This window comes from Sphingobium sp. S6, assembly GCF_905120495.1.
Lineage (GTDB): Bacteria > Pseudomonadota > Alphaproteobacteria > Sphingomonadales > Sphingomonadaceae > Sphingobium > Sphingobium agri.
Map to the genome: position 1 here is coordinate 501,296 of NZ_CAJHOG010000002.1, position 19,762 is coordinate 521,057.

Consider the following 19,762-nt stretch of genomic DNA (forward strand, 5'->3'; position numbering starts at 1 on the left):
TGGTTAGGCGATCAGCCAGCGAAGCCGAACAGCCGCTCCTGCTCAGCCCATTCGATCGGCAGGTTCGCCGCGAGGAGGAGTTGGCGATTGAAATTCTGGGGTTGGGAACCCTCGACGATCGCTTCGACAATCCGCGGGCTGAGCCACGCGAGGCGCAGGAGGCGAGCGAGATGGGTCCGGCAGCGCCCTTCGCGCTTGCCGATTTGGTGAAGGCTGAGCTCAGGGTTGGATTGGACAAGCTCCAGAGCGGTGTGCGCGTCAGACAGCAGTACGAGCAAGTCGTCTTTCACTGGCTTTCCCGGCTTTCCGCCATCGATCCTCAGCTTTGCTTCGCGGAACGGCTTACGGGCCGGAAGGGGAATACTGAAACGCCAACATGGCTGATTGGCGAGACCGAGAGCGGCGGGCTTGAGGGTAAGATCAAGACTGCTGCTCTCCACCTTGATCAGCGCGACCAGTGATCGGACCGCAGCCGGTGCATCGCTTGGCCGCGCGAGGCACGTAGCGAGGAGTTTGGCTCCCTCGAACATGGCGCGGAGCAGGTCGGCCTGTTCGAGGTTCGCCAATCGACGCAAGCCATGATCATCACCGAGCAGAAGGCCAAGATGATGCAGAACATGGCCGTCGAGCAGGCCCTGCGTAAACCGGGTCGACGGCGGATCGGCAGGGCGAGCAAGATCTTTCCTAGTCTCGTAATAGGCGTAGCGGCGAGTTCCCTTGGCGGTATAAGTCGGCACGATTTGCCGTCGGTGCCGATCGACGAGCAAACCAACGAGCAGCGCGTTCTGTCGGTCATTCTTGGGTCGCTTACGCGAAGGGGCCTTCTCTCGGAGCTGCATCTGGACGCGCTCCCATAGATCCTCGTCCACGATCGCCTCGTGCTCCCCGTCATGGGCGTTGCCCTTGTGGACGATCTTACCCCGGTAAACCGGATTCTTGAGCAGGTAGAACAGGCTACCCCGCCGGAACGGGATGCCGCCGCGATGGGGACCGCTTACCCGGCGCTGCACCTTGGTGACGACGCCTTCCGCTCGAAGCTGCTCGAGCAAAGCCGGTACCGACCGGGTCTCGAGGTAGCGTCGCATGATCGTCCTGACCCGCTCGGCCTCCTCCGGCACCGGCATCAGCTTGCGCTCGACCACCTCATAGCCGAGCGGTACCGGCCCGCCCATCCACAGGCCCTTCTTCTTCGAGGCAGCGATCTTGTCGCGGATGCGTTCCCCGGTGACTTCGCGCTCGAACTGGGCAAACGACAGCAGGACATTCAGCGTCAGCCGTCCCATGCTGGTAGTCGTGTTGAATGCCTGCGTTACCGATACGAAACTGGCCTGTTTCGCATCGAGCCGTTCGACGATCTTGGCAAAGTCGGCAAGACTGCGGGTCAGTCGGTCGACCTTATAGACGACGATGACATCAACCAGCCCGGCGTCAACATCGCCAAGCAATGCCTTGAGACCAGGGCGCTCCATGTTGCCTCCGGAGAAGCCTCCGTCGTCATAGTGACTTGGAACGAGATTCCAGCCTTCGTGACGTTGGCTGAGGATGTACGCTTCGCAAGCTTCGCGCTGGGCATCGAGGCTGTTGAACTCCTGCTCCAGCCCATCTTCAGTGGACTTGCGAGTATAGACCGCACAGCTCAGCGATTTCACTTCCTGGGCTCCGTCAGCCCGAAGAAGCGATTGCCGTTCCAATGCGTGCCGGTGATCGCCTTGGCCACGGCCGTCAGCGATCTCCAGCGCTGCCCGTTGTATTCAAAGCCTTCGTCGAGCACGATCACCGTGTGGCCGACCCCATGCCAATCGCGTACCAGCCGGGTGCCCACGGTCAACTTGCGTGGCATGGGCTTCGTTGTCCTATCCTCGTTGGGCGTTGCCGCAATCTGTCGTAGCAGCGACTTGGTCGATCGTTTGACCGCGCCCAGCCGTTGTGCCTGCAACTTGTAGCCGATACCCAAGCGTAGAAGGTCAGCTGACATGTTGGGAGCGGGCGCGCCGTAGTAACGCGCCCACTCCACTTTAAGACCCTCAAGTGGTAGCTCGGCAAGCCGTTCAAGAGTTATGCGGGGCCTACGGGCCATCAGACGGCTTCCACGCGGTACACGCGTCCCGCACCTTCCCTTTTCTCGCTGATAATGACATGCCCCTTCTTCCTGAGGCCAGTCAGAGCTGCGCGGGTCGTGTGAGCAAGCCACCCGGTTGCCTCCACGATCTGTTCAATCGTCGCGCCATCTGCCCGTGACAGCAGTTCGAGGACTAGGCTAATCTTGCTGACGTGCTGCTTGGGGGCGGGTTTGATTTCGATGGTATCGGGCATCGGGTTGTCTCCTGACGTGGAGCGGCCCTCCGCCGCTTCCACCACCCGAAGCCCTGCCAATTGCATCGGTCAGGGCTTTAGCCGCACAGCGGCTGCGATTTCAGTGACAACACCAATGCTTGGTGTGTCACAGAAGTCGAGGGGAATGTCGGGTTTGTTGGAAATTACGATCGGGCAGCTTTCAGTTGGAAAATGCCGAAACCTGCCGGTCAGATCGACGGATCGATCCAACGCCGTTGCCTGCACCTATCGGCCGCTCAGGTCATGGCCAGTCGCCGACAGCAAACAACTCTGAGATTGGAAAAGCGAGGCGCTCCTCTCAAATCATTTCGCGGCCGAGCCGGCCGGATGTTCCTGCTGGCCACGAATCCTCGGTTGCATCAGAGATTTGAAATCGGACCGCTCTTTGGCGGCGACTGCAAGCATACTGGAAGCCTTCTTTTGAGCCTCTTCCATCGCTAGGCGTTCTGCACGCAGCTTATCAATTTCTATCCATGCAATTGGAATAGTGAGCGCTGGGGCAGCAACTGCCAGCGTAAGAAAGGCAGCAGTTATTGCCCAAAAATTAAATTGGATATTTTTAACTTTCTGATCGACTTTACCAATTTTTCTGTCGATTAAACCAACTATTTCGCCACCACTGCCGGTGGCGGCGCTATCCGTCAAAAACTGATCCATCTTTTGTTTTAATTGATATTTTTGCTTGTAGCCTTCAGTCACGCTCGTAGCAGTTGTAAAATCGATCGTAGCAAAGTGCTTTCCAAGGGTCAGAAGCTTGGGCTGACCACTTCCATTATATAGCATACAAAAAAGAGCGCCTTTATAGCCAGGATCGACCTGAGGGCCATTTGATAATATTACGCCCTCAAAGAAAAAGCTAACTTTAAGATCAAATCTTCCAATAACGCATGGCGGCAGATTTGCATATTCGAGCGCGCTCACAATGGCGTAGGAATACGGCGGAATTTCAAACCGAGGGTTGCTGGAACTCAACTCGATTAAATTACCTTGGCAAAGAACTTCAGTTCCCACCCTAAGATCGTAACTCGCGCTTTGAATTTTGGAAGTGTCGGCTCCAGTCAGAAGGACACCAGCCCTCATCAGCGGCATTAGGTAATCCTTGGTAACAACTCCTCCGCGACCATTGATCAGTTTAACCAGGCTTTCCATCGCCGCCGCCACGACAAACTCGTTTCCAGATAAAACAACGTCGCATTCGGAGACAATTTTGAGAACTTCATCAAACTCATTTTGGTTCATCACGCGCTTCGGGTCATTGTTGACCCGTGCATGCTGTTCGTTCAAATCGGCAATGGTGTTCAGGCCGATGGTCATCGTTTCTGTGCCCAGAGAACCGCGGACGCTCTCGAAGACATTCAAATGGATCGGATCGAAAACGGTTACGCATGTTTGTGAAACGGCCTTGTTGACCTCCGTTTTTCGCATTCCATAAAACGGATTGTTTCCGATTTTCCATGCGTATCTGGAATCGATCCACCGTGTTACGAAATCGTATTCGTCTTCGCCGGGAAATCGCGGCGCCCGCGTCGTTGTCGGCTTGAGCGCTGTGATGCCGGCATTATCCAGCGTTTTGGCTAGCGTGGTCTTTCCGGCACCGCGAGCACCAACAAGAACGATAAGCATTGTGCCCCCCCTCATGGAACCGGGCTTCCCTATCATCGTCCACGCAATCGTGCGACAGAAGATATCTTCACCGCGCTCTGCCGCATGCCGGCGTTGCGCGCGATCGATGGAGCGCTCATCTTTTCGGCCCCCGGATTGTGATGCCAAATGTGATTTATCTGTCCGCGCCTTATTCAACGCCCGATCCCGTCGAGCGGAGGCGCAGGGTCTTCCAATGTCAGATGGTGTTGGCGGATTTCATCGCCGATGGACGACTTACTATATGCCCGATTGCCATGAATCACGAAGCAATCGAACTGCTAAACCAGCGCGACCTAGATGCGGGTGGAAGCTATTGGCGTTCGATAGAGGAAAAGTTGGCTGAGGCGTGCGATGAGTTGGTCGTACTCAGGTTACCGAACTGGGAGACCAGCAATGGGGTCCGCCGTGAGATTGCCCTGTTCGAGGCTATGGGCAAGCCGGTGTCATTTGTAGATCCGCGCCCAATTGACGGGGAGTGAATTTTCAAAAATGGACGCCGCAGCAGTGTAGGCTGGAAAGTGGGGGCAGTGGCGCGATGGCGGTTGAGTTCGATATAGTTGTTGTGGGGGGTGGGATGGCCGGCCTCATGGCCGCCGCACGAGCTGAGGCTGGGGGATTGTCGGCAGTACTCATAGACGGTGGCGTTCCCGGTACTCCTGGAGAGCTCGGTGGATTTGCACCATTTTCCGGTGCGAAATTTTCGCTCTTCCCAGCTGGCACTGGTCTGTCCGCGATTGTGGGGGGCAATGAATGCCTGATCGATCGCTACCGGCAACTTTGCGCGGAGTTTGTCGGCTTGGGCTTTCCGGAGTTCAGTCTGACTGATGTTGAAATTGCGGGTCACGAGGTAGCTTTCGAACGCGACCTAGCATATCGAAACTATCATTCCGTTTTGTTATCGCCCCGTCGAATGGACGATTTGCTTAAGGCTTTGGCCACGCGACTTTTGGAAACCCAAATCCTGAGGGAAACCGTTACTCGTTTGGCGATCGATGAGGGGGACGGCTTCAAGGTGTCCCTATCGGGCGGTCGGGAAATTTGGGGCCGCCGCCTGATCGTTGCGGCCGGCCGGCTTGGCGCTGAACTGCTGGAAAAAGCGGGAATTCCTCAGACCGCCGGCAAAGGTATCGACGTTGGAATTCGCTTGGGCTTTGATTCATGCAGGCCGTTGGCGGGCCTACGACAACTTGGACCTGACGCGAAGTTCATGGCGCACGGGGTGCGCACCTTTTGCTTAAATTCGCCGGGGCGGATTTTTCACTATCCTGGCCTAGGGTTCAGTCTGCCGGGAGGGATTGTCGCAGAGTCCGACGGCACGGAGTCCAACGTCGGGATACTCCTGCGTCTGGAGGACAGAGATCGGGAACTGCAGCGCCTGCGCAGTCTAGCCCAGTCATTTCAGCACCCGCCTTTCCGTTTGAAGGGCAATGGGCTCGATCTTGGTTGGACGGAGGATGCCCGCCAAATTTTGGGGCAGACGGTGATCGATCAAATTGAGGCATTCGTAAAAAGCCTGAGTGCATCGGGGTTGGTGGCTCTTCCAACCCGCTACGCAGTGCACTATCCCCTCTTCGATTGGCATTGGCCGGTGTTTTCACAGCCCGGTCGACTCGCAACGGGGATTCCCGGTGTTTTCGCCGCTGGCGACACATCAGGTCATGCCCGGGGATTGCTACAGGCGGCGTTGATGGGGGCGCTTGCCGTTGAGGAGGCGTTGAACTGACCAAGCAGAGATTCCTTGATCCACTTTATGGCCCAATTTCGATCGACGATCGGACGTGGGCGCTCATTTTCTCGCCCGAGTTTCAGCGACTGCGTTACGTCCGCCTTTGCAATATCAATTCACTTTTCCTGACAGGCGCCTCCGAGCCGAAGCGGTTCGAGCATTGCGTGGGCGTCTACCACCTCGCGAATCTTTGGGCCGCATCTCGGTCGCTTTCGACGCGTCAGGTTGAGGTCGTTCGGGCTGCAGCGCTTTTGCACGACATCCAAACCGGGCCGTTCGGGCACTCGTTTCAATATGTGATGGAGGACAATCCGTTTGAGCAAAGGTTCGAGCACACGAATCTCGCAAGTGGCGTGCGCACCCGATTTCTTCAGCGCTCTGCTTGGGCGGCCAGTTTCTCAGGCCGCCGCTTCATAACCAGCGATCTTCTAGGAGATTTGGCGTCGGATGTTTTCACGGCAATTGAAGGAAGGGGGGCGTTGGGGCCAATCATCTCAGGTACGCTCGATCTAGATAACCTAGACAATGTTGTGCGGCTCGCCTTCCACATGGGTTTGTGCGGTGACTCAGATCGGGATTTGCCACGCTCCCTTGCGCCTATGCTCGAGCCGACCGACGACGGGCTTGCCGCGCCTCGAGCCGCCCTCCCACTTTTTGAACGCTGGTTCGAAATTCGTCGAGAACTCTACGAATATCTGCTGCTTGATCGAGGAGAGTTTGCTGCAAAGGCGATGCTCACCCTCGCCGTCGAGCGTGCAGTTGCGGCACAACTTCTCGGCCCCGATGATTGGCGGCTCACGGACGAAGAGCTGCTCGAAAACCTTCATGATCGAAGCGTCGGCGAGCATCAAGTCATCGGGCAGTTGATCAAAAGATTAAAAGTCGGCGACCTGTTCGAATGCATTGCCGTTTGGCAGTCTCCGACCGTCAGCGATTACTCGCAACTTTCAGAAGCTCTGGCCAAGCGCGAACTTGAACATGTGATTGAAGAGCGCTTGACCGGAGCAGGATTGCATAAGCTACGTGTTTGTGTGCATTACATTCTTGACAAGAAAAAGACCTGCAGGTCAATTGCGTTTCGCGTCTTGAAAACTGAGGAAGATGTAATCGTCGGCCATGACAGCTCTAATTTATTGGTGGGGGTGTTCGTCGAAAACGCCCGCGCCACTGGGTTGACGCCATCGGAGCGCCTGCGGGCTTGTGAAGTGATAAAGGTGGTCTTGGAAGGGAAGGGGCTTGCTAACATTAGCTTGGCGCCCGACCCGCTCAGCGTCCCATCAGACGATACCAGGTTGCTGGTATGAAAGGCGCAGTTCTTCGCACTCTTCAAGCCATCGATTGGGACTTCGCTTCACCGAGGGTAGGGTATGTTGCGCCGCCTCACTGGTATCCCGGAACGTTCGTGCCCGCGTTGAGCGATTCACTTATCGAAGCGCTCACTCCCCCCGGAGGTATTGTGTTCGATCCATATGGCGGTATCGGCACGACTGGTTGGTCGGCGATGCGCATGGGACGCTCATGTCACATAGCAGATGTCAATCCGGTGGCATTGCTCGTGGCTTATGTGACGAATTCGCTGCTGGCATTGAGGCGAGCGGATAAAGATCGCGCTATTGCCACACTTGGAACGCTTGGTCGCGCGATCGGGCGCAATGATGACTTATTTAGCGATAGCGAAGAAGCCATCAATGGCCAGTATATTGAGACGTTGGTGGAAACTTTGTGCTCGCCAACTCCGAAAGCGTTGCTTGATAAATTGGTGGTTGGCCCTCCGCAATGGAATTTACTCAAGGATTGGATTGCTTCTGAAACACTTACAGATCTTTCACTTCTTATTGACAATATAAATAACTCCGACAGCGCGTATATTCGATTGCTGGGCCTCTGTATGATATCCGCGACGGCGCGAGGCGCCAGTTCGCAACATGCCAGCTGGGGACATATCGCGGACAATGTGCGACCTAAAGAAATGCTTCCGCAAAATATTCACTCTGCAACAACGCGATGGCTGAAGCGGACACGAGCGTTTCTACTGCTGCCAATGGCTGATGGATTTGGACACGAATTATCTATCACTAAACCGAATATTCATATTCGAGATTGGTCAAAATCTCATGAAATGGGTCCGGGAGATGCCGACCTTCTTTTGACTTCACCCCCGTATGCAGATGCGATAGACTACACGCTAGCTCAGCGCCTTTCGCTCTATATTCTAGGCTATGATGATGCCGCGATTCAAGGATTGGTTTCAAGCGAAATAGGAGCGCGTCGCAAGCGATTTAAAAATGTTAGCAGGACGGACTGGTCAAGGCAGTTATGCGAAGCTTTAACAAACCAAATCACTTGGTTAAAGCCGGATGGTACCATATGCTTGGTCCTTCCGCATAAGGATACAGGTCGACGAGTAGGTGAGGATGATTTGAAGTCAGCAATGGACAAACTAGGTTGGCACCTATTTTTCGAACAGGACAGATCCATCCATCAATCACATACAAGACAATCGTGGACTTCGATAAAACAGGAAACAATCCTAGCTTTCGCGGCTGCTTGAACGCTTTGGATCACAAGTATTTGCGAGGCACGATTTTCAGTGTGCGAACTAAATTGCCCCTTAGCCTTTCCTGCAATTCTTAGCCGTAATTTTTAATCTTGTTTACTTTATTGGATAACATTTATGGCACGATAAATATCACCAATGCTGTGGGCCATTTTTTAAATACGCTAAAGCTCCAGCCGGTCATGGCTTTGGCTTTGCAACCAGCGAGACAGTTGTCCCGCGACCTCATCGATCGATCGCCTCAGAGCACACTCCCATACAACTGCAATTCGCCAACCGGCGGCCAGAAGCCTTCCTTCATTGCTGCGATCCCGCGCCATGTTGGTCGCGAACTTTTCTGTCCAGAATTCCGGCCGGGTCGCGGGCGAAGTGGCATAGCGACATCCCTCATGCCGGTGCCAGAAACATCCGTGGACTAACACGACGGCCTTGTAGCGAGGAAAGACCAGATCAGGCCGCCCCGGCAACGACCGGACATGCAACCGATATCTGAAACCGCGAGCATGCATGGCACGCCTGAGGCTGACTTCCGGACCGGTATTCTTCCCCCGGATGCCTGCCATCATCCTGGAGCGTGTAGCCGCATCGACAATGTCAACCATTCCTTTTCCTCTGGCTAGTTCGGTCCGCCCTGGTATGAGGACGACGCATGGGGGATTTCGGATAGATGAGCCGCAGCTTCAAGACTGTAGACCTGTTCGCGGGGCCCGGCGGCCTAGCCGAAGGGTTTTCGTCCCTGCGCAACGCAGAAGGCAAACGGATCTTCGATATTGCGCTTTCGGTCGAGAAGGAGCCGTCTGCCTTCGCAACGTTGCGGCTGCGAGCCTTTACCCGCCAGTTCACGGCACTGCCGGATTGCTACTACCGGTATCTGGCTGGGGAGATCACCCGACAGGCGCTGGCCGATCGCTATCCGGAGGAATGGAAGACTGCGGAAAACGAAACTGCCATGCTCGAACTGGGGACCGAAGATGCCCAGCAGACACTGGATCCCCGCCTCGATCGCATCAGGAAAGAGGCCGATGGTGACACGATCGTCATAGGCGGGCCTCCCTGTCAGGCATATTCGCTGGTCGGGCGAGCCCGGAACCGGGGTATCAAGGATTACGATCCCGCGGCAGACCATCGCCATTTCCTGTATCGCGAATACATCCGCATCCTGGGTCGCCTTCAGCCGATCGCTTTCGTCATGGAAAACGTGAAAGGCATGCTGTCCTCCAAGGTGAAGGGTGAAAGCATTTTCGAGCGGGTTCTGAACGACCTGAGGGCAGCAGGCGGAACACCCGACAGCTATACTCTCCTTCCTCTCGTGGAGGGGGCCAAGGGCAGACATGCCGGTCGCGTGATCCGGAGCGAGGACTTCGGCATCCCCCAGTGCAGGCATCGCGTGATCCTCCTGGGCATCCGGAGCGACGTGCTTGCCAGTATCCCCGCTTTCACGTTCGGTCGCACACTGGAACCGGGAAGCCGAACCACGGTCGCAAGCGTCCTGACCGGCATGCCGGCATTGCGCAGCGGATTGAGCCGGAGTCCCGACACCCCCGACAACTGGCGCGCCGCGGCTGTATCCGCGTTCCGTACTGCCGCATCAGCATGCCGGAATGACGGCACTTGGCTCAACGACGTCGCCAAGACGCTTTCCGAACATGCCCGGCATCTCGAAGCTGCGGAAAACATGCTTCCGCGATCCAGCCAGCAGGTGACACCGATCAAGGACAACAGACTGGGCGCCTGGCTCGCGGATGAACGATTGCCAACTCTGCCCAATCACGAAAGCCGCGGACACATGGAGAGCGATCTGGCGCGTTATGCATTTGCAGCGACCTTCGCGGAAAAATTCGATCGCTCGCCCAAGGCGGAAGAATTTCCGGCTGCCTTGGCTCCCGACCACAGCAACTGGCAGAGCGGCCATTTCGCCGACCGTTTCCGCGTCCAGCACTGGAAAGCACCATCGACGACGGTGACCAGCCACATCTCCAAGGATGGTCATTACTTCATCCATCCCGATCCGGCGCAGTGCCGCAGCCTGACCGTCAGGGAAGCAGCCCGATTGCAGACATTTCCGGACAACTACTTCTTCGAGGGCAACCGAACACAGCAATATGTGCAGGTCGGCAATGCCGTCCCGCCGCTGCTCGCCCGACAGATCGCCCAGCTGGTGGCAGACATGTTGAGCAGCTGACGGAGCGAGGTACCCGTCAGTAAAATGCCTCCAGCCGGGTCACTATCTGGAGAGCGGCCCGGGACTGGCTTTCCGACGGAAGCTTGCCCGGGATCTGCGCACATACGCCCAGTATCGATTGCTCCTTGGGATTGAGCTTGCCGATCGATTTGCCGAACGCCAGAACGTTCGACCAGTATTCTCCGCCCTGCAGAACGACCTCGGCCTGGGCATTGATACTGTCACGTTCCACACGTTCGCGCCGCTGGTCCCTCTTGAAGTCGCGGGCCTCCGATGGGTCGATCAACGTGTCGTGAAATTCTCGTTCATATGTGAGCAAGCGTGCAGAAAGCTGGGACCAGCACGCCTGCTGCTTCGCCCATTCGCTCATGTTGCGGATACCCGTCGGGGGATTGGTAATCACCTCATTGGCCGCTTCGGCTGCGACCAGGCACGCCCTCTCCAGGGTCACCGGGACGCGCTGCATCCTCCAGACCTGATCAAGGTCGATGGTACGCTTTTTCGCCTCGGCATCGTGGACCACCTTGGCAAGGGCATAGGTCACGATGTTGGCGCGATAACCTCCCGCATACCAGGTCTGGGCCGGCACCACTCGTTCCAGGTTCCGGAAGATGATCGCCTTGGCAACAAGGCGCTTGTACCAGACCTCGTCAAACCGGTCTGCTCCTGCCTTGCCGTCGCTCCATTCTTCGCCGATCACCTTGGCCAGTTCGCCAAAATTCTTCTGCGCACCACGGCTCACGATATGCGGCTTGCAACGCCAGGAGTTCTCGAACTTCGCCAGATCCGTCTTCGTGAAGAACTGGGTGCGTGGAAACTCGGCATCAAAGCGCTTGCGCTCCGCAGGCGAACGCTTGGCCCGCTCATCTGCGAACTGGCCGCGCGCCCGCTCGTAGAACCATTTGGACTCGCGATAATGAACATCTCCAGCCGGAGCGAGAACGCGCCGGGAGAACTCCTGCATGTGCACATGAAACGGATGGTTCGCAAAGAAATCCGCAGCGTTCACCTTGTTCTGGCTGTTTGCAAATTCCGATATCCGGGGAACGATCTCCTCGGTCCGTTCAGGTGGGACTATGGTCAGCTTCATCTGGACAAACACGTCCTTGAGCTGATCGAGCTTTCTCGCGGCATGGATCGATGCCGTGGTCTGCCCTCCGTTCACAATCTGCAGATTTTCAGCCGACATCAGGAAAAGGCCTTCACCCATATCCGAAATCTCGACCGCGTCGGCCGTGGCCGTGAGGCCATTGTTGTAGGAGAAGAACATTTCCGGCTGGTCCCGGATCGTGTCACGAATCCCCCGGTTCACCTTGTTGCGGGCTTGGAGGAAGCTTCGCACGTTGGCCTCAAGCAAACGGGCCCCCCACTTGTCGTAGATTGCGGCGAGCTGGGTGCCGGGGATGACCGCGATGTAGCTTTCGAAAGGAGCGCCATCGAAGGAGGTCTTGAGAACGGGGATCGCGCCGTCGTAATCCGCGGCGAAATCGATAACCAGGTCTTCGCGGGTCTGCCCCGAAGAAACGAACCGCTGGATTCGCGACAGATCCCAGACATTCGAGGTGACAGGAATGCCCCCGATCTCCCCGATCGGTTGGGCGTCCGTTCTTGCCTTGTTGACCCGATTGGTCACGAGAAGCAGCTTGATCTTGCTGATCTTCTTCCAGGAACGGGCGATCAGATCGGCGAGAACGAACCCCTTGCTGGTTTCCTCGAGCCCTTCGCGAAAGGATTGCCTCACGGCGGCGACGATGAAGTTGGCGAGGCGCTTCAGGAGATTGTTGATCTCGTCCTTGCCTATCGACTTCGGCTCGTCGGAAAGCACGAAATCGCATACGACCATTGTCAGCACACCTTCCTCGTCGTCCTGATCCCAGCCATAGGCATCAACATGAAGCGGTTTCGTTCCGTCCTTCCCGTCAAAATAGCAGAGACCAAGTGACGAAACCTCGCCCGCCTCATCGAGAATATCGCCGATCTTCTCGAGAAACGCCTCGGCGGTGATCAGCCCCATGGCATCCGCATCACCCTGGACGTCGGCGATGAGCTCCCGGTGAAAGTCCCCAAGTTCCTCCATGCGATTCAATCCCCCCTGATCACGGCCTCGATCAGGCCAGTCTCGACCGCAAAGGGCTGGCATGCATCGAGCGCAATTGTGTAGCGGACGGAACCCACACCTGAAGGCAGGGGAACAGGAACCCGAGGAAAATTGTCCTCCACCTCGAAATCCTGCGTCCTTCCCACAATCCAGCCACGATCCGAATAGTCGTCGTCAGCATCGAAGCCTGCCGCCTCGATCGCGGCTTCCCACATCTCGAGAGCTACAAGATCTCCCTCCAGAAAGCGCGCGCCCACCCGAAGCACGTGGTCGGTCAGGGTCGTGCCTGACGGTCCGGATGCGACGTCTACATCGCAGACACGCAGGAACAGGCGCGCACCATCGACATCCGCCAGTTGGTCCTCCGAGGATATCTGCACGTGCGGACGCGCAGCACCTCTTCTCGCCTTGACCTCCACCAGGCACCTGCCAATCTCGAAATCCTTCGCGGATCCTTCCGGTCCCTTCCACGCCTCGATCGCAGCCCGGGGGCCGACGAGATCGCAGAGATGTGACAGAAAATGCAGCTCTCCGACTAGGCCGCGCTGTTCCTCGATCGAAAGACGTGACGAACGCCCGCTGCGCAGAAGATGATGCCACCGCAACGTCCTGCGGATCGATCGGGCCAGTGCGTCCCTCGCCGTGGAAGCCGCCTCCCCTGCCTTCACCACATCATGACAAAGCGTCGCGAACAGCTCGCACTGCTCTGGTTCCCGGAGGACAATGACAAGCGCCCGTGTACCCGGAATGTCCCGATACCGGAGATCCAGGCTGCGCATCTTCGGCAGCGGCATGATTTCCTCGGTACCGGCGGCCAGTCGAAGGATCAGGGCTGGCTCGCCGCGTTCGGATACCCACCAGAAGAAATCCCATCGCCCAGCGGAATCGACACGGCGTGCATCAACGCCCCCGGATACGAGTCCTTCCCACGGATGCTCAATCCTCGTCATCGCGGTCATCCTCGTCCGTATCATCCTCGCCGAAGAGCTCGCGCAGCTTGGTCGTGTTGAAGATATACTCCACCTTCTGGTCTGGTCGGGAAGATTTGGGGAAGCTGATGCTCCAGGCAACAACAGCTTCATCAGGCAGAGTTGCCTGCCCCTCTAGATCTATATTCTCCCTTTTTATTTCGAGATGAAAGAGCACAAGGAGCGGCCGTTCGCGCACTGCGCGATAAATCCAGTCGGGATAGTTGACTGATTCACCTTCGGCCTTCTTTTCGTCCCTGCGGTACTGACTCTCAGCCAGCCCGGCACTTTCCGGCTCAACACCGGTCTTCTCGACGCCGCGCGAGGCAACCCTGGACCTCTTGCCGCTGATGGCCAGAATGCCGCTCTTCAGTTCCGCCGGTCCGATCGATCGTTCGAGAGGCACGATATCCCGGTCACCCACCCTTCTGGAAAGCCGCTCTCCATTCTCGCGCCGGCTCGCCAGAAGAATGTCCCATTCGGTCAGTTCGTCTTCTGACCGGGAAGCGATATACTTCCTGATCGGCCCCGTATCGGAAAGCACGGAATCCCGGCAGTTGTCATATTCTCTCAGGAAATCGTCCACCAGCCGGACTGGCACCCGCCTGAGCAGCTTGCCGCCCGAAACGCTCTCTTCCGAGCTTGGGCCATGACCTGCTGCGGTCATGGCCTCGATGAACCGGAGCGCCGCCCTCCTGTTACGGTCAATCGAGCTAGGGTCTGCAGACAGCTTCGTCGTCTCGACAAAATTGTTCGAGAGTCCGATCATGACATGCTTTTCGCCCGACCCCATCTTGTTGCGTGCTGTCACCAGAAGGGCGCTGGGATGGCTGCGGACAGCAAGGCCGAACATTTCCGGAGTGGCCTTGGCGCGTTCCATCCGCTTGAGTTCAGCCTGCAATTCCTCCGTGGCCTCGGCTATGTGCGCGTACCAGCCAGCCGCCTCCTCCAGCATCCAGACGCGGCAGACATCCTCATAGTTCGAGCGGTAGCCGAACCAGCGGCCCATCTGCATGAGCGTGTCGTACATCATGGAGTTGCGCAGGAAGTAGGACACGGTGAGGCCTTCGAGGGTGAGGCCACGGGACAGGGAAAATCCTCCCACCGCAATCACAGTGAGACCGGTTTCACCCGCGTTGTCATAGTCGAGTGCTCCTGGCGACGCGCTGTTGACGGCAACCACGGACGCAGAAGCAAGAACGGGCAGGAGATTGGCTTGGATTTCCGGCCAAGTGGGGAAGGCGTCCGAATATTCCGTCTCCCAGCAATCCTTCAGCGCGGCAATTTCGGGATTGGACAGTGCACCTTCGCCCTTGGCGGCATCGACCCTGACAGCACTCTCGATGCGTTCGAGTATCTCGTGCAACCGGTTGCGCAACAGGTTCTGGACGCCCGTGAACCGCGAAGCGTTCACCAGCATCGAAGCATGCTGGCCCGCCTGCCCACGTAGATTGCGTATCGTGCGGGCAACGATGAAAGCGCGTAGCGCAGTCACCATGCTGTCCGGAAGTTCATCGACAGGATGGTTGATCCTGTGCTTCAGCGGCAGGACATCCTCGTTGTCGGTAATATAGCGCAGATATTCCGGTGATCCATCGTCAGGCATCCCGTCAATGAACACCTTGCGGGGGCCGAAATAGTTTGTCGGCGCATCAAGTCCGATGATGAAATGCCTCGGGAAGAGATCCTGCTTGCCAACCTCGTCCTCCGAATCCGGATCGATGAAGATGTTGGCAAAGGGCGTCGCCGTATATCCGACATAGCAGCTGCGGTTGAACAGGCCGAGCAGCTCGCGGATCTGGCCATTGATCCTGGAAACCTCGTCCTTGCCATACTTGATGTTGATGGAAGCGTTGTCCGCTTCGTCATCGATCAGCAGCATCGGCTGATCGACCATCTCCGATCCCCGGCTGACGCTGTGCTCCTTCAGCCAGTCGACCAGATTCCCCAGAGTGCGCGAATTCTTCTTGATGACGAGAACGACCGGCACGGCATAGGAGGAAATCTGGCTGGTATTGGTGGTAGCCGTCGCCTTGTTGAAATCCTTGATCGTGTTGGTGAGGCTGACCGGAACCCTGCGATCATCGAAATTGCCGACACCGATCGTCCGTGGTCTCGATTTGCCTTTCCCCTGCTCGAGGCGTCCCGTATCGCGTCCGATGAAGCCTTCGTCGATCCGCGCCTGGGTCTGATTGCGCAGATTGTTGTGGATGCCGGCGATGACGACAATCAGGCGATAGCCCGCATCGGCTGCCTTGCAAATCAGCCCGGTATAGTTCGCCGTCTTGCCGCTCTGGACATGGCCCACCACCATGCCCTTGCGCTCCCACGCCGAATTTTCTCCAGGGTTGCCCATCCTGTCGAGGACCCGGTCGGTAACCTCGTCCATGGCGATGATGACATCGCGTGGCATGCGCTTCGAGCGGAGAAGCTGCTCGTAGCGCTTCCAGTAATAGGGGTCGATCAGGCCTTTCGCTCTCGCATCATGGAGCCAGGGCTTGAATTCCTGATCCTCGACGATCGCGCCAAGACCCATGCTGATGCCGACCCGTTCCTCGAGCTCACGCGCCAGCATCTCGGCATCTTCGTCGGACACTCCGGAGAATGTCGGCAGGATACGCATGGTAGTGACCGCATCGCGGATGCTCTCGGGCGTGGGAGGCGTCTGCTTGGCAACCAGCTGGGACACCATGGTGTCCAGCAGCACGAGAGTCTCAGTCATCGTCCGTGGGGTCCTTCATCATTTCATCAAGCAGTTCTTCGGTCACGTTCCACGCGCTGCGGAAGGGCTCCAGCTGCCGTAGAACCGTATCCACCTGTTCGCGATCACAGCCTTGGGCGACCAGTCTCGGGACCATCGCTTCCAGCGTCTGGCGGATCGTGGCGGCGTCCACTTCATCTGCCCGGATTTCTTCCGCACTTCCGGCAAAGTCGGCATGAAGAGCCTCGATCGGCAGCGAGGCGCCGACCAGCGATATGCAGTTCGCAAAGCCCTGACGGAGCTCCGGCGGCAGACTTTCGGCAAAGCCGGCAAGGGCCGGGTGTTCGGGATCGGGGCGGAATACGATGACACCATCCTTCTGCATGCGCTGCCAGACAGGCATGCGATGCTCATCGACAAGGCGTTGTCCCCGACGCTGATAGGTGCGTTTCGAGGTCTGGGAAAATCGTTCGACGATATGACGCATCCGGTCCCTGACGGCAGGCGGGAGTTGCGCGGATGCCTTCTTGACGTCGATCTTCCACGAAGCATCCATGGTGTTGGGGATATCGACCCGTATGCGGCACAGCTTTGTCAGCTCGGTCTGGCGAGCCAGTCCCAGCCAGCTGCCGGTTATGATCAACCTGCGGCCCCTGTAGATGTAGAAGCCCTGGGACCGAAGGTGCCCCTCCGGTCCTCCCAGCTCGTCCCATTCCTGTTTCGCCATTGCCTTGTGGTGAGGCAGGGTGAAGCACTGGAATGTTACCATTCCACCCGCGAGCTGAAGCCGGTCTTCGGGGTCTTCCTGATGCCCCGGATGCTTTCGCGCGAAGGGATCGATCGGTTGCAGACGTCTGCCATTGAGCCATATCGAGACCGGCTTCGCTCCCTCTTCCATGAAACGATGGAAGACCAGACGAAGGTGCCGTTCGGCCTGGGCGATTGCCCTGTTCATGTGATCGGCCCGTCGTGCGGAGTCGCGGGTGATCCCGCCCGACAGTCGGTCGAGCTCCTGCCAGACAACCAGAGTGCCGCTTTCGCCCAGGCGATCCGACCATGGAACCACGGAAAGGTCACGATGGACGCTGATTGTCCATTCGTTTGTCCGCGCGACCTCATCCAGATCCCAGACAGCACACCAGGACTGACCATCACGCCGGGTGAGCACCGTCAATCGACGGCATTGGGAGAAACTGGCGCTCTTGAGCCCCAGCCCGAAGCGGCCGAGATCATTCTCGTCACGATCATCAAGGGGATTTCTGCTGCCCGGCCGCATCGCCTCCACAAGCTGCGCCTCGGTCATGCCGGAACCATTGTCGAGTATTCCGATCGCAGGCATCTCGCTTGTCGTGTCGGAAAGGATGTCGATGCGCCCCGCCCGTGCAGTGATCGAATTGTCGATGATGTCCGCAAGGGCAGTATCCAGCGAATAGCCGATATCCCTCATGCTCTCGATCAGGGCGGAGGCATGAGGTGTGGCATCGGCCTTCCTCGCTGCCGCAGCATCGGAGAGCTTCATGCCGTACTTTCCATCAATGAGAACCCCCTCAAACCAGCCACTTATCCATGGCGATGATCCGTTACCGAATCACTGATGCCATGCATGCCCGGCAGACCCTATCGCTGCAGGCTCACTGACGCTGGCCGCAAGTATCAGTCCGCCCCGCATGACACCCTTGGGACCTCCGCTCGTCCACTGCTCATTTCCAGAGCCACTTTGTCAGGAATCAGTCCCTTGGCCGGTTGGGCCAGAAGATGTGCAAGCCGCGCAATGCGGTCCAGCTTCGCCATGCGCGCAGCCAAAAGTGCCCCCTGAAGATGACTACCCCATGCGCCCCGTTTTCCCCTTTCATGACAGGCGGGAAACGAGTTGAAAAGGGCTCCCCAACCTACAACTGAGATCAAGTGCCCAATCGCCCATGGTTTCCACCCGTCCGGCTCGAAAGTTTCATGATCGGATATCTGTTGATGGAGGAGCGTAGCTCGACGTCCACGCTCGTAGCAGGTGCCGCGATTTCGTTTCGACCGAGCATTGACTTCCACGGAACAGCAGGGAACACTTTCCGCCATGCTGAACGGTCCCATCCTCCCCAGGGTTCACGTGCCGATCAAGCGGCCGGAAGATGTCATTCCACATCTTGGATCTCCGACACACTGGCAGCCAGGGCGGTCGGCCAAGTCGGTCGCGGATTCGTGGTTCGGCGCGAACGGCATACCTTCTTCGATTGCCTCGGTAATTTCGGGCGACCCGGTGCTTTCGGGGGCAACTCTCGTTGATGCCTTCCTTGAGCGATCGACCGATCTGGGGGATGGTGAACGCGCGACCCAGACCGATCTTATGGCGATTGTCCGGCTCCGCGACCGCCTTGCTGTTCTCGCCATCGAGGCAAAAGTCGACGAGACCTTCGGACCTACAGTGAAGGAATGGCTGGAAAAAGGCGAAACCGACCCGGCCACTCGTTGGCGCAGACTGGCCAACCTGTGCGGGATGCTGGGCCTCGACCCCGGCAAGGTCGATCACATCCGCTATCAGCTGATCCACAGGACAGCGGCTGCCCTTCTCGAGGCGCAGCGATATTGCGCGACCGAAGCTGCCATGATCGTCCAGAGCTTCTGTCCCAAACGCTCATGGTTCGAGGACTATCAGGCATTTGCCCATGCGATGGAGCTTGGTGAGGCAGCGTCAAACACTCTTACCCGTTCGCGCAATTGCGACGGAATCACACTGAGGTTGGGCTGGGTTTCAGAAGAGGTCGGGGGACCGTTCAAAAGGCTGGGGACACCAAGAACCGTGCCCGCGCTTACCGAACTGGGACGTGTTCAGCTGTCGAAATCCTTCTTCATGCGGGAGATGCTTCATTCCGAGGTCGCGATGATCCACGGGTTGAACAATGCTCCCGACGATCCTGAACTTGCCATCAGGGCGGGCAGCCGTCTCTGCGAGGAATTGCTCGAACCGCTGCAGGATCATTGGGGTCGTTTGGCTATCAGATCCGCCTATCGCTCCAGCGAGGTGAACGGCTTCTGTAACGCCATGCAGCGCCAGAAGAAGCAAGGCTACACCTGTGCTTCCAACGAGGCGAATTTCGCCAGCCATATCTGGGACCGGCTCGACGCCAATGGCCATATGGGCGCCACCGCCTGCGTGGTCGTTCCCGCCTTCTGGGCAAAGCATCAGAGTTCAGGTGACTGGCAGATCATCGCCCGGTGGATACACGAGAATCTGCCCTATTCGACGCTGCAGTTCTTTCCGACCTACTGGGCGTTCAACATTGGCTGGCACGAAAATCCCGAACGCAGGATTGCCAGCTTTGCCGACCCGAAGGGCATATTCATTCCCTGAGTAACGTTCACGGCCATCCGCTTTGGCACCGGACAATCACGGTTGTAGGGTGACGCCCGCCGTTTCCACCTCGCGGAGCCGGACCGACTCCTGCATAGCGACACCTTCGAGAAAGCGGTATTGGTCGTCGGGGTGCCGCCAGCTGCTGGAGCACCTCGCAGCCGAGCCGCTCCAAGCCGCCCGGGATGAGACCGGCCCATGTTGTCATC

15 protein-coding genes are annotated in these 19,762 nt (G+C 57.7%); 6 read left to right on the forward strand and 9 right to left on the reverse strand.

Translation table 11 applies throughout. The annotated features are described in order from the left end of the window. Nucleotides 1-11: 11 nt before the first annotated feature. From SPHS8_RS09570 to SPHS8_RS09585, 4 genes are all read right to left on the reverse strand, one after another. Nucleotides 12-1,649, reverse strand: coding sequence for a recombinase family protein (locus SPHS8_RS09570; RefSeq protein ID WP_201515281.1), 1,638 nt, complete (start codon nucleotides 1,647-1,649; stop codon nucleotides 12-14). Further along, the gene (locus SPHS8_RS09575; protein ID WP_236575060.1) at nucleotides 1,646-2,077 is read right to left on the reverse strand and encodes a DUF2924 domain-containing protein; all 432 of its coding nucleotides are present in this window, start codon (nucleotides 2,075-2,077) and stop codon (nucleotides 1,646-1,648) included. The genes SPHS8_RS09570 and SPHS8_RS09575 overlap by 4 nt, the downstream gene beginning before the upstream one ends. After that, complete coding sequence (locus tag SPHS8_RS09580; protein ID WP_236575061.1) at nucleotides 2,077-2,313, reverse strand: DUF3489 domain-containing protein; 237 nt, start codon at nucleotides 2,311-2,313, stop codon at nucleotides 2,077-2,079. The genes SPHS8_RS09575 and SPHS8_RS09580 overlap by 1 nt, the downstream gene beginning before the upstream one ends. Nucleotides 2,314-2,637: 324 nt before the next feature. After that, a complete protein-coding gene (locus tag SPHS8_RS09585; RefSeq protein WP_236575093.1) occupies nucleotides 2,638-4,134 on the reverse strand; it encodes a dCTP deaminase domain-containing protein in 1,497 nt (498 codons plus the stop codon). Between SPHS8_RS09585 and SPHS8_RS09590 the strand changes: the two genes are divergently transcribed. The 4 genes from SPHS8_RS09590 to SPHS8_RS09605 all read left to right on the forward strand — a co-directional run bounded on the left by SPHS8_RS09590 (nucleotide 4,098) and on the right by SPHS8_RS09605 (nucleotide 8,255). Further along, nucleotides 4,098-4,457 (forward strand): DUF1937 family protein, encoded by a 360-nt coding sequence (locus SPHS8_RS09590; protein ID WP_236575062.1) that lies wholly within the window; start codon nucleotides 4,098-4,100, stop codon nucleotides 4,455-4,457. The two genes, SPHS8_RS09585 and SPHS8_RS09590, sit on opposite strands and share 37 nt — an antisense overlap. 95 nt (nucleotides 4,458-4,552) lie before the next feature. Beyond that, nucleotides 4,553-5,701, forward strand: a complete 1,149-nt coding sequence (locus SPHS8_RS09595; RefSeq protein ID WP_201515285.1) for a hypothetical protein — start codon at nucleotides 4,553-4,555, stop codon at nucleotides 5,699-5,701. Nucleotides 5,702-5,829: 128 nt separating this feature from the next. Next, nucleotides 5,830-7,008, forward strand: a complete 1,179-nt coding sequence (locus tag SPHS8_RS09600; RefSeq protein ID WP_268933203.1) for an HD domain-containing protein — start codon at nucleotides 5,830-5,832, stop codon at nucleotides 7,006-7,008. Continuing rightward, the gene (locus tag SPHS8_RS09605) at nucleotides 7,005-8,255 is read left to right on the forward strand and encodes a DNA methyltransferase (RefSeq protein WP_201515287.1); all 1,251 of its coding nucleotides are present in this window, start codon (nucleotides 7,005-7,007) and stop codon (nucleotides 8,253-8,255) included. The genes SPHS8_RS09600 and SPHS8_RS09605 overlap by 4 nt, the downstream gene beginning before the upstream one ends. A 170-nt stretch (nucleotides 8,256-8,425) precedes the next feature. On the opposite strand, the gene SPHS8_RS09610 is transcribed toward SPHS8_RS09605, so the two are convergent. Then, the gene (locus SPHS8_RS09610) at nucleotides 8,426-8,863 is read right to left on the reverse strand and encodes a very short patch repair endonuclease (RefSeq protein ID WP_201515288.1); all 438 of its coding nucleotides are present in this window, start codon (nucleotides 8,861-8,863) and stop codon (nucleotides 8,426-8,428) included. Nucleotides 8,864-8,928: 65 nt separating this feature from the next. On the opposite strand from SPHS8_RS09610, the gene SPHS8_RS09615 reads away from it, so the two are divergent. Then, nucleotides 8,929-10,443, forward strand: a complete 1,515-nt coding sequence (locus SPHS8_RS09615) for a DNA cytosine methyltransferase (protein WP_201515289.1) — start codon at nucleotides 8,929-8,931, stop codon at nucleotides 10,441-10,443. A 16-nt stretch (nucleotides 10,444-10,459) separates the two neighbouring features. Here SPHS8_RS09615 and SPHS8_RS09620 read toward each other — a convergent pair whose 3' ends face one another. From SPHS8_RS09620 to SPHS8_RS09635, 4 genes are read right to left on the reverse strand one after another with little or no spacing between them, the layout of a single operon-like run. After that, nucleotides 10,460-12,520 carry an AIPR family protein gene (locus tag SPHS8_RS09620; RefSeq protein ID WP_201515290.1) on the reverse strand — a complete coding sequence of 687 codons (2,061 nt, stop codon included), beginning with the start codon at nucleotides 12,518-12,520 and terminating at the stop codon, nucleotides 10,460-10,462. Nucleotides 12,521-12,525: 5 nt separating this feature from the next. Next, nucleotides 12,526-13,491, reverse strand: a complete 966-nt coding sequence (locus SPHS8_RS09625) for a PD-(D/E)XK motif protein (protein ID WP_201515291.1) — start codon at nucleotides 13,489-13,491, stop codon at nucleotides 12,526-12,528. Beyond that, nucleotides 13,478-16,231 (reverse strand): Z1 domain-containing protein, encoded by a 2,754-nt coding sequence (locus tag SPHS8_RS09630; RefSeq protein ID WP_201515292.1) that lies wholly within the window; start codon nucleotides 16,229-16,231, stop codon nucleotides 13,478-13,480. Before SPHS8_RS09630 ends, SPHS8_RS09625 begins: the two co-directional genes overlap by 14 nt. Further along, nucleotides 16,224-17,729 (reverse strand): ATP-binding protein, encoded by a 1,506-nt coding sequence (locus SPHS8_RS09635; protein WP_201515293.1) that lies wholly within the window; start codon nucleotides 17,727-17,729, stop codon nucleotides 16,224-16,226. Before SPHS8_RS09635 ends, SPHS8_RS09630 begins: the two co-directional genes overlap by 8 nt. Nucleotides 17,730-18,278: 549 nt before the next feature. Between SPHS8_RS09635 and SPHS8_RS09640 the strand changes: the two genes are divergently transcribed. After that, nucleotides 18,279-19,553 carry a DUF6946 family protein gene (locus SPHS8_RS09640; protein WP_201515294.1) on the forward strand — a complete coding sequence of 425 codons (1,275 nt, stop codon included), beginning with the start codon at nucleotides 18,279-18,281 and terminating at the stop codon, nucleotides 19,551-19,553. Nucleotides 19,554-19,762: the final 209 nt, after the last annotated feature.